The 12122-nt window shown below is 42.0% G+C and carries 12 protein-coding genes, 1 rRNA gene and 1 other annotated feature; of the genes, 7 read left to right on the top strand and 6 right to left on the bottom strand.

Annotated elements, in window-relative coordinates:
* Positions 1 to 1015 (top strand) — a sequence feature (23S ribosomal RNA rRNA prediction is too short).
* 165 nt (positions 1016 to 1180) lie between these two features.
* The 6 genes from rrf (at position 1181) to GRFL_RS17920 (ending at position 6642) form a co-directional block, all read left to right on the top strand.
* A 5S ribosomal RNA gene (rrf, locus tag GRFL_RS17945) occupies positions 1181 to 1291 on the top strand.
* 145 nt (positions 1292 to 1436) lie between these two features.
* Positions 1437 to 1958 carry a DUF6252 domain-containing protein gene (locus GRFL_RS17940; RefSeq protein WP_139839269.1) on the top strand — a complete coding sequence of 174 codons (522 nt, stop codon included), beginning with the start codon at positions 1437 to 1439 and terminating at the stop codon, positions 1956 to 1958.
* A 4-nt stretch (positions 1959 to 1962) separates the two neighbouring features.
* Positions 1963 to 3858 carry an outer membrane protein assembly factor BamB family protein gene (locus GRFL_RS17935; protein WP_083645886.1) on the top strand — a complete coding sequence of 632 codons (1896 nt, stop codon included), beginning with the start codon at positions 1963 to 1965 and terminating at the stop codon, positions 3856 to 3858.
* Between the two features lie 98 nt (positions 3859 to 3956).
* Positions 3957 to 4199 (top strand): hypothetical protein, encoded by a 243-nt coding sequence (locus tag GRFL_RS17930; RefSeq protein WP_139839270.1) that lies wholly within the window; start codon positions 3957 to 3959, stop codon positions 4197 to 4199.
* A gap of 14 nt (positions 4200 to 4213) precedes the next feature.
* The gene (locus GRFL_RS17925) at positions 4214 to 5986 is read left to right on the top strand and encodes a tetratricopeptide repeat-containing sensor histidine kinase (protein ID WP_083645884.1); all 1773 of its coding nucleotides are present in this window, start codon (positions 4214 to 4216) and stop codon (positions 5984 to 5986) included.
* A 2-nt stretch (positions 5987 to 5988) separates the two neighbouring features.
* Positions 5989 to 6642 carry a response regulator gene (locus GRFL_RS17920; protein WP_083645883.1) on the top strand — a complete coding sequence of 218 codons (654 nt, stop codon included), beginning with the start codon at positions 5989 to 5991 and terminating at the stop codon, positions 6640 to 6642.
* A gap of 3 nt (positions 6643 to 6645) precedes the next feature.
* Here GRFL_RS17920 and GRFL_RS17915 read toward each other — a convergent pair whose 3' ends face one another.
* From GRFL_RS17915 to exaC, 3 genes are all read right to left on the bottom strand, one after another.
* Positions 6646 to 7179: a GNAT family N-acetyltransferase gene (locus GRFL_RS17915; RefSeq protein ID WP_083645882.1), complete on the bottom strand. Its 534-nt coding sequence runs from the start codon at positions 7177 to 7179 to the stop codon at positions 6646 to 6648.
* 82 nt (positions 7180 to 7261) lie between these two features.
* Positions 7262 to 7675: a DUF779 domain-containing protein gene (locus GRFL_RS17910; RefSeq protein WP_236995842.1), complete on the bottom strand. Its 414-nt coding sequence runs from the start codon at positions 7673 to 7675 to the stop codon at positions 7262 to 7264.
* Positions 7647 to 9170: an acetaldehyde dehydrogenase ExaC gene (gene exaC, locus GRFL_RS17905; protein WP_083645880.1), complete on the bottom strand. Its 1524-nt coding sequence runs from the start codon at positions 9168 to 9170 to the stop codon at positions 7647 to 7649. Before exaC ends, GRFL_RS17910 begins: the two co-directional genes overlap by 29 nt.
* Positions 9171 to 9385: 215 nt before the next feature.
* Here exaC and GRFL_RS17900 point away from each other — a divergent pair, with 215 nt between their 5' ends.
* The gene (locus GRFL_RS17900; protein WP_083645879.1) at positions 9386 to 10297 is read left to right on the top strand and encodes an AraC family transcriptional regulator; all 912 of its coding nucleotides are present in this window, start codon (positions 9386 to 9388) and stop codon (positions 10295 to 10297) included.
* A gap of 4 nt (positions 10298 to 10301) precedes the next feature.
* On the opposite strand, the gene GRFL_RS17895 is transcribed toward GRFL_RS17900, so the two are convergent.
* The 3 genes from GRFL_RS17895 to GRFL_RS17885 form a co-directional block, all read right to left on the bottom strand.
* Entirely contained in the window at positions 10302 to 10850 is a 549-nt protein-coding gene (locus GRFL_RS17895) for a lipocalin family protein (protein WP_083645878.1), read from the bottom strand.
* A gap of 109 nt (positions 10851 to 10959) precedes the next feature.
* On the bottom strand, positions 10960 to 11388 hold the full coding sequence (locus GRFL_RS17890; protein WP_083645877.1) for a DUF4268 domain-containing protein: 429 nt from the start codon (positions 11386 to 11388) through the stop codon (positions 10960 to 10962).
* Position 11389: 1 nt separating this feature from the next.
* Positions 11390 to 12097, bottom strand: coding sequence for a ZIP family metal transporter (locus tag GRFL_RS17885; RefSeq protein ID WP_236995841.1), 708 nt, complete (start codon positions 12095 to 12097; stop codon positions 11390 to 11392).
* Positions 12098 to 12122 lie beyond the last annotated feature (25 nt).

The raw sequence follows: 12122 nt of genomic DNA, 5'->3' as shown, positions 1-12122 counted from the left end.
AGCTTAGCATTAGCGAAGGCTTGAACTGAAGCCCCGGTAAACGGCGGCCGTAACTATAACGGTCCTAAGGTAGCGAAATTCCTTGTCGGGTAAGTTCCGACCTGCACGAATGGTGCAACGATCTGGATACTGTCTCAGCCATGAGCTCGGTGAAATTGTAGTATCGGTGAAGATGCCGATTACCCGCTACGGGACGAAAAGACCCCGTGCACCTTTACTATAGCTTAGTATTGACTTTGAACAAGTGATGTGTAGGATAGGTAGGAGACTTTGAAGCGGTATCGCCAGGTATCGTGGAGTCGTTGTTGAAATACTACCCTTTACTTGTTTAGAGCCTAACTTCCAATGGAAGGACAGTGCTTGGTGGGTAGTTTGACTGGGGTGGTCGCCTCCAAAAGAGTAACGGAGGCTTCTAAAGGTTCCCTCAGCACGCTTGGTAACCGTGCGTAGAGTGCAATGGCAAAAGGGAGCTTGACTGAGAGACATACAGGTCGATCAGGTACGAAAGTAGAGCATAGTGATCCGGTGGCACCGCATGGAAGGGCCATCGCTCAAAGGATAAAAGGTACGCCGGGGATAACAGGCTGATCTCCCCCAAGAGCTCACATCGACGGGGGGGTTTGGCACCTCGATGTCGGCTCGTCACATCCTGGGGCTGGAGAAGGTCCCAAGGGTTGGGCTGTTCGCCCATTAAAGTGGCACGCGAGCTGGGTTCAGAACGTCGTGAGACAGTTCGGTCTCTATCTGTAGTGGGCGTTAGAAATTTGAGTGGACCTGACTCTAGTACGAGAGGACCGAGTTGGACCAACCTCTGGTGTATCTGTTGTTCCGCCAGGAGCATTGCAGAGTAGCTACGTTGGGAAGGGATAAGCGCTGAAAGCATATAAGCGCGAAACCCACCACAAGATGAGATTTCTTTAAAGGACCGTGGGAGACGACCACGTTGATAGGCTACAGGTGTAAAGGCAGTAATGTCATAGCCGAGTAGTACTAATACTCCGTAAAGCTTGATGCGCCTGCCCCGATCAACAGGTCGGGGCAGATAATGCTGCTCTTTTATAGGCTGTTGTATTACTTGTTTCTTTAATCATGTCAACATATTAGAAGTGGGATATTAGATAAGTTAGAGACACTCTAACCGCGCAAGCGATCTAAGGTCTAATCATCTTACTTAAAAATTTAAGGTGGCTATTGCAACGGGGCTCACCTCTTTCCATTCCGAACAGAGAAGTTAAGCCCGTTAGCGCCGATGGTACTGCTATCATTGTGGGAGAGTAGGTCGCCGCCTTCTTCTTGAAAACCCTTTATCTACACAGATAAAGGGTTTTTTTATGCGGTGAATTTAAATACCTTATTCAAAATACGACAATTGCCGTATTGATTGCACTTACTTACCGAAGTAGTTTTATCTCATAATCTAACAAATCCAATAAATTATGAAAACATTAAAACTACACTTAAAAGTTTTCGCCTTTTTCCTATTAATTTCGGTAGCCTTGACTTCATGCTCAGGCGATGATGAAAACGGAGCTGGCGATGGTGGTGGAAAAATGACTGCTAAGATTGAAGGTAAAGATTTTGAATCTTTTGCCATCTCTTCAAATGCCGTAAAATCTTCGAGTAACGGCGGTACTATGCTTTTTCTTCAAGGAACCAATTCAGATGGAATAGGGATCACAATGACTATCATAGGATATGATGGCGAAGGAACATATCAGTTCGGTCCAGTGACTTCCAATTTCAATACAGCGAGTTATACCGAAACAAATATCAGTAACCCTATGAATACACAGGTATGGAGTGCATCATACGACACTTCTTCCAGTGGTTCGGTCACTATTTCTGAAGAAACTGATTCAGGGGTAAAAGGCACTTTCCAATTCAAAGGAAAAAATGGAAATGATGATTCTATTAAAACAATTTCCGGTGGAGAATTCGATTTAAACTTTAAAAGCTAGAACGATGAAAAAGTTATTATTATCATTCCTGGCTTTCGGTTCTCTTTCAGCATTTTCTCAAAGTCAACCAGATAACACATATGAACTCGGCGCGAAGATCAATGAAATGACACTTACGAATGCCGGAACTCTTATCGCTGCAACTAACGACGGTCTTGTTGGAATTTCAGCAGCCAATAGTCAGCCTCTATTTAATTTTACAGATTATGGTGCTATCAAAACTGAAGAAATGGAATTTGTTCCGTTGTCTCCATACGTAATTGTCGCACAAGGAGGTGGTAAAGGTGCTATGGCGGGTCTTTCCGCTTTGACCGGTACAAAAAGAGCAATTATTGATCATGTTTCGGGACGGGTTATTTTCAAAACCGATGATCTTGGCTGGAAACAGGTATATACTTTTGACGTGATTCTTCCGCAGAATAAACTGGTCATTTCCGGACTTCAGAAAGAAGGTTCGATGGCCGAGAAGAATACCGCGAAGGTTGCTGTTTACGATCTTTCCGGTGGAAAAATGGATTATTCTTTTTTCCTGAACGAACCTGGAAAAACAACCGCTAAATATTTTGCTGTTACCGGAAAACCTCTTTTACTAAAATCATCGTTAATCATTCCAACTACACAGGGGCTAATTAGCAAAGATCATTCAGGAAAGACTCTTTGGGAGAATAAAATGAAGGATATAAGCTGGATGGTTTCCGATAAAACAGAAAAGGAAATCTACGCATTTGAACCAGTCAATAACGGTTCCAATACCAGAATTCATAAAGTTGGTTCTAATGGAGCAGAATTATGGAAGGATGACAGAAAGGTAAAGGGAACGATTTCCAATTTTGAAATACTTGATAAAGGTCTTGCCATTGTGAGTGACCAAAGTGGAGGAACAGGTGGCGTAATTGGTAAGAAAAATGAATCGAATATCGCCTTCATGAGTGCAACCAACGGCGAGGATCTTTGGGAGAAAGCCCCTAAAACCAAAGGATATGTCCAGCATTTCTACGTGATGGATGACGGAATTCTTTTCGGAATCTATGAAGGAGGGATCAATAAAATATCTTTTGAAGGCGAAACACTTTTCAAGAAACCTTTGAAAACTGGTGAGAATATTCAGATAATGGCAGAAACACCTCAGGGTCTTATTTATATTACTAATGAAGATGCCAATATCGTTGACCTTAAAACCGGTGATCAGGTTTGGGACAAGCCATTAAAATATAAAAATGCTGCGGCAGTTGCTTCGGCTTATGATGCCAAAAACTCCAGATATTTAATTGGCGCTGACGATGAGATCTTTGCGGTAGATGAGAATACTGGAAATGTTTCGGAATTTGGAAAGGTTAAATTTGATGAAAAGGAACAGCCAGACCATATGGAATTACGGGATAATGGAGTTTACCTGTCCTCCAGTCAGAATATGGCTTTATATAATTTTGACGGGGATGAAGCATATCATGAGTATTACAAATCTCCAACTAATAGCGGTATCATGAAAATTGCTTCCGGAGTTGTTGCTGTAGCCAGTACAGCGCTTGCAATGGCCAGTGCCTATAAAGCAGGAGCCAATAAAACCAGCTTTGGCAGTAGTAATAATCTTCGGAATTATAACGAATACGGAAAAGAAGCCAAGCGTGCTGCCGATATGTTTGCCGGAATAGCCGATGCGTCATTCGCAATCATGTCACAGCGATATAAAGCTACATCTGCTACAGAAAATGATCAGTTCATATTAACCAAACTGGATGATGGCGCCGGATTGGTAAAAGTGAATAAAGATACTGGTAAGGTTGAAAAGGAAATTCTATTAAAGGATAAAAAACCAGAATACAAGGTTGATGATATTGGAGGGGTATTATATTATCAAGCCGATAATAACACGGTTTATGCCTACGACCTTACCAGATAAGCACCTATGAAAATTCAATGATCTTTTATTGGGTTTTTAACAGTAGGCCGGGAAAATTGCTAGACGAATTCCCGGCCTTTTTTCTTGAACCGAAAACTATGGAACGTTTTATTCTTCTCTTTATCATATTAGCCATTCTTGCACTGATGCTGTATTTTAGAAAAGCTAACAGAACTTTTCTGAAGAAATCGCAGCGCGAGGAGCATGCTTTGAAGGAGAAAATAGGGCTGCATAAACAGCAACTTAGTTTTCGGAAAACAAAACTTCAGCAGTATAATTTTCTAATTTTCAATCTTTCAGAAGTTTTAGTCTCACAAAAAAGTATAAATTTAAAGGCATAACTAACCACGATTCCATGAAACAATTAAGGGGTATAATTGTTTTGCTGCTATCGATTTCTTTGGGAAATGCACAAACCAAACAGGAAATCGATTCCCTCAACAACCGGCTCGTTCAGAATGCTTCGATCACGACCGATTCTTTACTCAGCATTTATACGACCAATCTTCGCAACGCCGAAAAACTGAGTTACGAAAAAGGAATAGCCAATTCCTATCAGCAGCTTGCCGTGATCCATACGTATCGCGGCGAATATGAGAAAAGCACCGCGAATATGCTGGAGGCTATCAGGCATTATGAAAAAGCTGATATGCCCAAAGATGTGGCCTATGCTTATGGAGAGCTGGGTTACGGTATGAAACGCCGGGATATGGACAAAGCCCAGTATTACATGAATAAAGGCATTAAGCTCGCGCGTAAACAGGAATTTCTCAATACGTTGAGTCGACTTTATAATAATTACGGCGTTTTAAAGGAAATGCAGGAACAGCTGGACAGCGCACAATATTTTTATGAGGAAGGATTGAAACTGGTTGAACAATTAAAATTTGAAGAAGGCTTGCCCTATAGCTACAGCAATCTGGCCGGCGTTTATAGTTTAAAAGGGAACCATCAAAAGGCGATCGAATTTTTTGAAAAATCGATGGAAATTCGCCAGGAGTTGGATGATCAGAAAGGGCTTGCGGAAAATTATACCCAAATAGGAGAAGTATACCTGGCTCAAAATAGGAATGAACAGGCCATCAATTTTTTTCAGAAATCGGTTCCCATTGCCAGGAAGGAAGATTATCGGTTCCTGGTTCAGTATAATTATGAAAAACTGGCTGAAGCTTTTAAAAATCTAAAGAATACCGATAGTTCGCTATTCTATTTTGAAAAATATAGTCAGTATAAAGACAGTATATCAGGGCTGGAGGTTCAGAAGAAACTGGCAGAACTGAATGTGGAATTCGAAACGGAACAGAAAGAAAACGAGCTATTACGAAATCGAGCGGAACTGTTACAGCAGGAAAAAGACCTTAGAAAAAAGGAAATTATCATCTTTTCGGTTGTAGCGCTGCTAGTGGTGCTTGCTGCTTTTAGCTACCTTTATATGAGGCAGCAAAAACTGAAGAGAGAACAGCTGGAAAAAGAGAAAGAACTGGAAGTCGCCCTGGCACGAATCGAAACGCAGAACCGCCTGGAAGAGCAGCGTATACGAATTAGTCGGGATTTGCACGATAATATTGGTTCGCAACTAACCTTTATCATGAGCAGTTTGGATAATCTTCGGTTTAAATTGAAAGATGAAGAACCAGAAATTTCAGAAAAGCTAAAGCAAACCAGTATTTTCACCTCTCAGACCATCAATGATTTACGGGATACCGTCTGGGCCATGAACAAGGAAAGCATCAGTTTTGAGGAATTGAAACAGCGCCTGATGAACCTGTTGGACCAGGCCAGGGAGATGAACCCTGAAATTTATTATTCTTTAAGAACTGATTCAAACATCGATCCGGAAAGGACATTTACGGCATTAGAAGGCATCAATTTTTTCCGAATTATTCAGGAGGCCGTTAACAATGCCACTAAATATTCCAAAGGTGAGAATATAGATGTGCATATTTTCGAGAAAAAGCAGAAAATATTTTTCCAGGTGAGCGACGATGGGGTTGGTTTTGTGGAAAGTAAGATCAAGAAAGGCAATGGTCTGCGGAATATGCAAAAAAGAGCTGAATTGATTGCGGCTGATATTAATATCAGCTCCAACGGAAACACCAACATAGTGGTAAGTAAAAAGATAAGCTGAACATGGCCAGTATCAGGATAGGGATCGTGGAAGACAATTATTTCCTTCAGAAAGCACTGGAAGAAAAGCTGGGATTATTTCCAGATCTGAGTTGCCGCTTTATTGTTTCCAACGGAAAAGAACTGCTGAAGACGATTGTGGGACACCTGCAAACTGAACTGTTGCTGATGGATATTGAGATGCCTGAGATGGATGGTATCGAAGCGACCGAGAGGATCAAGGAGAAATATCCGCATATTCACGTGCTGGTGCTAACAGTTTTTGATAGTGATGAAAAAATTTTCAACGCCATCAAAGCCGGTGCCGATGGTTACCTGTTAAAGGATACCCCTGCAGAAAGGCTGTATGAAGCTATACAGGAAGTATTAAGTGGCGGAGCTCCTATGACGCCGTCCATAGCGAGGAAGGCACTTCAGTTACTGCGCAAACCCATGGAACAGGCAAGTTTGGAAGAACAGGAAAAAATGGAGCTGAGTACCAGGGAAACAGAGGTCTTGGAACAACTGGCCACCGGAAAAAGCTATACGAAGATTGCAGAAATTCTGGTGATATCTCCCGCAACCGTAAGAAAACATATCGAAAATATCTATAAAAAATTACAGGCTCATAATAAGCTGGAGGCTATCCAGATTGCCCGAAGAAATAAATTGTTGTAATAGCTAATTTTTGGTGTTTAGAAGACTCCAGATGGTTATGGATATAAAACGACCGTTTTTCTTTTCAGCATCTCGCATAATTCCTTCCTGCTGAAACATCAGTTTTTCCAACAGTTTCGCTGAGTTAGTATTTTCGATTTCTACAAATGCTTCCAGCCTGTGAATATGCAATTGATCGAACAAATACGGAAAGACCAGTTCTGCAGCTTCCTGCATGATTCCGCTGCCCCAGAATTCCGGGAAAAGCCATAGACCGATTTCCGCTTTTTCATGTTCCTTATTCCAATCATTAAAACCGATGGCACCGCAAAAATGACTGCCAGATCGCAGGCGGATGATCCACCATTTTCCCGAACCGGACTTTTCCAGGTTTTGATACCACTGCATCTGGATACCGGTTTCTTCAAGCGTGTCGTAATGTACGCCATAATATTTGATGATTTCCGGATGCGACAGACCTTTAAAAATAGCTGGTTGGTCTTCTGAAGTAATATGCTGAAGCAGCAATCTATCCGACTCAAATTCGGGATGTTTCATAGCAGGATTTGACGGTAAGGTATTAAAAAAATAGCCGCGCGTTTCAACGCGCGGCTATTTCCTAACCATTAACTTAAAAAAATCAGTCAATAAACTCTTCGCCATACTTAACTGGCGACAGACTTTCGTATTCTTCCGGCTTAAACATTCTCGATTTGATCACAAAACGAACTCCCATCGGAATTTCCAGGGAGAAACTGGAGCCGCGACCTTTGGTGACATCCACAGTTAAATGGGTGTGTTTCCAATATTCGAACTGGTCTTTTGACATGAAGAACTCGCAACCGTGAATAGTGCCCAGCCAGACGTCGTTTTCATTCAATAGCAGATCACCTTTTTCAAGACACATGGGAGATGATCCATCGCAGCAGCCTCCGCTTTGATGGAACATCAGTTCACCATGTCGCTCTCTTAGCTGATCGACAATTTTTCTTGCTTCATTGGTAATAGCTACTCTTTCGCCCATCTTAGAAGAATCCCATCGGTTTCTTATCATAAGAAATCAGCATATTCTTGGTCTGGCGATAATGATTCAGCATCATCTTATGATTTTCTCTACCAATACCTGATTTTTTATAACCTCCAAAAGGAGCATGAGCCGGATAATTATGATAATTATTCACCCATACACGCCCAGCTTTAATCTCACGCGAGATCTGGTATGCCTGGTGCATATCCCGGGTCCATACTCCGGCACCTAATCCGTATAAAGTGTCGTTCGAGATTTCGATCGCTTCCGCTTCATCTTTAAAAGTAGTCACACAAACCACGGGCCCGAAAATCTCTTCCTGGAACACGCGCATTTTGTTATTTCCTTTTAAGATAGTTGGTTTGATATAATAACCGCCATCAAGACCTTCGTTGTAGGCTGCTTCACCTCCGGTCAACACTTCGCAACCTTCTTCTTTACCAATATTGATATAATTCAGGATCTTTTCGTATTGGTCGTTAGAGGCCTGGGCACCCATCATGGTATCTGGATCCAGCGGATGACCCAATTTGATCGCTTCCGTTCTTTCAATGACTCTTTCAATAAATTTGTCATAGATGCTTTCCTGAACCAGCAGTCGGGAAGGACAGGTACATACTTCACCTTGATTTAGTGCGAACATCACGGCGCCTTCAATACATTTGTCAAAGAAATCATCATCGGCATCCATTACGCTTTCAAAGAAAACATTCGGTGATTTCCCACCAAGTTCCAAGGTTACCGGAGTAATATTTTTTGAGGCATACTGCATGATTAGTTGACCGGTCGTGGTTTCACCTGTAAAGGCAACTTTGTTGATTCTGGAACTGGAGGCCAGAGGTTTTCCAGCTTCCGCACCAAAACCGTTCACGATATTCAGCACGCCAGCAGGAAGCACTTCTTCGATCAATTCCATAAGGATCATGATTCCTACCGGAGTTTGTTCAGCAGGTTTCAGTACCACACAGTTTCCAGCTGCGAGTGCCGGTGCAAGTTTCCAGGCGGCCATCAATAGAGGAAAGTTCCAGGGAATGATCTGGCCTACCACACCCAGTGGTTCTGTAACGTTCAGGCATACGGTGTTCGCATCCAGTTCGCTTACCGAACCTTCTTCGGCCCTGATCACACCGGCAAAATACCTGAAGTGGTCCACTGCCAGCGGAAGATCGGCAGCAAGGGTTTCTCTTACGGCTTTCCCGTTATCCCAGGTTTCAGCTCTGGCGAGATCTTCCAGGTTCTGTTCCATGATATCTGCAATCTTCAATAGCATATTGCTACGCGTGGTTGCGGAAGACTTGTTCCATTCGGGTGCGGCTTTCCAGGCGGCATCAATCGCTTTATTGACGTCTTCTTCGGTGCTACGGGCTACCTTGGTAAAACTATTCCCATCTACCGGGGAAATATTATCAAAATATTCACCATTGATAGGCGCGGTCCATTTTCCGCCAATGAAATTGTCATACTTGTCTTTAAATTGGGGTTTCTGAATGGATTTTTTTTCGGTTGCTTGTACATCGCTCATAATAAAATGTTTTAATTGTTTAATCTGAATATTACCTGCTCGTTTAGAAGTGGTTACAGCAAGTCTTTCAAAGTTATGATTCCCAAGAGCAAATGATCTGACCTATTCTATCATTACCGTGAACAATTCTGTAAAAGCTTGTGATTATGATAATTAATCTTACTTAAAATTGTATATTTAGAAATATATCTTCTTAAAAATTTATAGTTTTCAAAATGGTGCTTCCTGAGAGCTTTTATAAAAATCGAAAATTAGAGAACCTGGTAGAAAATCAGACCTCTTATACGCTGAATAATGCCGCCCTGCATATTTTTGAAACACACCAGCAGGCAGAACGGGTTTTATTGCAATTTGATCAACCGGTATTGGCCAGTATGCTGAAGGGAAAAAAGATCATGCACCTTCGGGAGCAGCAGTCTTTTGATTTTTTACCCGGTGAATCACTTATTTTACCTTCAAATGAATTGATGTGCATCGATTTTCCGGAAGCCCGTGATCAAAATCCTACCAAATGCCTGGCAATGGCAATTTCCGAAGAGAAAATAAGGAAAGTACTGGGGCGTATGAATGAGCTGATGCCTAAAACTGATAACCGCGAATGGCAATTGATCGATTATAATTTTCATTTCACGAACGATATCGGGATCTACCAGATTTTGCAGCGATTGATCTTTCTTTTTACGGAAAACCATCCGTCTAAAGATCTTTTTGTAGATAACATGCTGGATGAGCTGGTCATCAGGATCCTTCAAACCAATTCCAGGAAGATCTATAATGAGAAAAGCTTTGAGCTGAGTTCATCTAACCGTCTGGCCTATGTGGTGGCTTATATTCGTGAGAATTTGCATAAATCCATTTCCGTAGAAGAATTAAGCCAGAAGGCCTGCATGAGCGAATCTAATTTTTACCGGGTCTTCAAAAATGAACTCGGAATTTCCCCAACCGATTTCATCAACAATGAGCGCATTAAACTCGCTGTGAGCCTGCTACAGAACCCTAAAAAGATGATTAAGGAAGTGTATCTGGAGTGTGGTTTTGAGAGTAGGTCTTATTTCAACCGTGTTTTTAAAGCCCGAAAAAGTGTTTCGCCCGGAGAGTTCCAGGCGAAAACAGCAGGAATGGCATAACCTTTTAACGGGTGTACACCTGCTTACCTTTCATGCTCACACTGTAATCGATGCCCATCTGGCTCATGTCCTGAGTGACGTCAAATGTGAGGACCATTCTCGAGCTGGTCAGTTCTTCGATGGTCATAGATTGCACTTCTGCCTGTTGAACATACTGGTTGTTAAAACTGGCAACCTGGTTGCTCAATTTCATCGAGTTGCCATCAATACTCCAGTTTCCGGTTCCGTTAAAAGCGGTATTGGCCATGGTCTGATCCATAGATTGTCCCATATAATCCATACTCATGTAAAAATCGATAGAGCCCGTAGCTTTAAAGGTGTTGTCCTCCAGCAATTCTAAATAGGCGTCGGAATTTTCAGTGGTGACCGAATAGGAAGAACTCAGGTCCATACCGTCATAGCTGCCCTGACTGTCTCCGGAGTAGTAATATTCCTGCAGTTTCCATTTTCCCACCGCATCTGAGGAGTTGACTGAAGGTTTGTCATCTTTGGAACAGGAAACAGCAACAAAGATCACGAGAATCGCAAAAGTGACATTTTTAAAATTTTTCATTCTAAATGGTATTAGTGGTTAGTGAACAGTTAGAATGAAAGACTGGTAGGGAAAGACGTAAGTCGCTATCTTTCTAACTGCAAGATAGTTAAAAACGGTAATTGAAGTTTTAGTTTTTAATAAAATCCGCGAAATCCTTAAAAAACTCTTCCAACTTACTCATTTTCATCGCCAGGAACTCTTTTACCTGCGGCCAGTTGTTTTTATTGTGAATGCTCACACCCGGTAATTCCACGTAAATGCGGGAGATCATTTTTTCTTCTGGTAGTTCATATTCAGGGTCGAAAATGACTTCGGAAAGATATTCCTCCTGAAGGATCTTTTGTAAAGATTGTAACTTTTCGTAATAATATTCCCTGATGAGCGGGTCCTCATCGATAATGTCCAAAGAAACCTGCGCCTTTTTGCGGTCGAAGGTGAACTTCAGTTGAATTTCCTTCATTTTGGTGTTGTACAGCAGCCATTTTCGAGGGTATTCTTTTCCGAAGCTCGTCCAGAATTCCTGCCTGATTTTCTTTGATTCCTCCCGGCTAAACATATCAGATAAAATAAGCGAGCAAAATCCCTAAAATGATCACACCAAGCTTGGAAGCATTGAAACTGTGATTTTTGGAGGCTTCGAATAAAATGGTCGTGGAGACATGCAGGAATATTCCAATAACCACAGCGTTGATGTAGGGAGCATACGCATGCAAGACTTCAAAATGCTGTTTCATCCAGCTTCCTAAAGGTGTCATAAGCGCAAACAAACTTAAAAACAGGACGACCTGGTACTTTTTGATCTTGCTCTTCAGCAGAAATACGGAGAGTATCGCCGCCACCGGGATTTTATGTACGACCACGCCGTGCAGTAAATGAGAATCGTGGTCTATTGGGAAGCCTTCCAGTAGTGAATGAATGCTCAAGCTCACCAGCAGTAACACAGGGAAATGATCTTCGTGGTGATGAATATGACCGTGTTCCACTCCTTTGGACAGAAATTCCAACACGATCTGCAGCAACAATCCAAGTAAAATGAAAACCCCAATGCTCTTTCCTTCGTGGCTGTACACATCTGGCAGAAGCTCCAAAACAGTGACCGAAAGGAGGTAGGCACCACTAAAAGCCAGTAATAGCTTAAAACTGGACGAATCGCCCGGCTTTAGTAAAAGGGAAATTAAGAATCCAAGAATGACCGCGATGACCGGTAACAGGTATAAATAAATCTGGCTGTGCAAGACTTTGGCTGGTTTTGTACTTTGCGCCAAAATTAACCTATTTTTGTGGTTCTAT

The organism is Christiangramia flava JLT2011, assembly GCF_001951155.1.
GTDB lineage: Bacteria > Bacteroidota > Bacteroidia > Flavobacteriales > Flavobacteriaceae > Christiangramia > Christiangramia flava.
The sequence above is the reverse complement of the archived record's forward strand: the minus strand, read 5'-3'. Positions and strand labels throughout refer to the sequence as shown.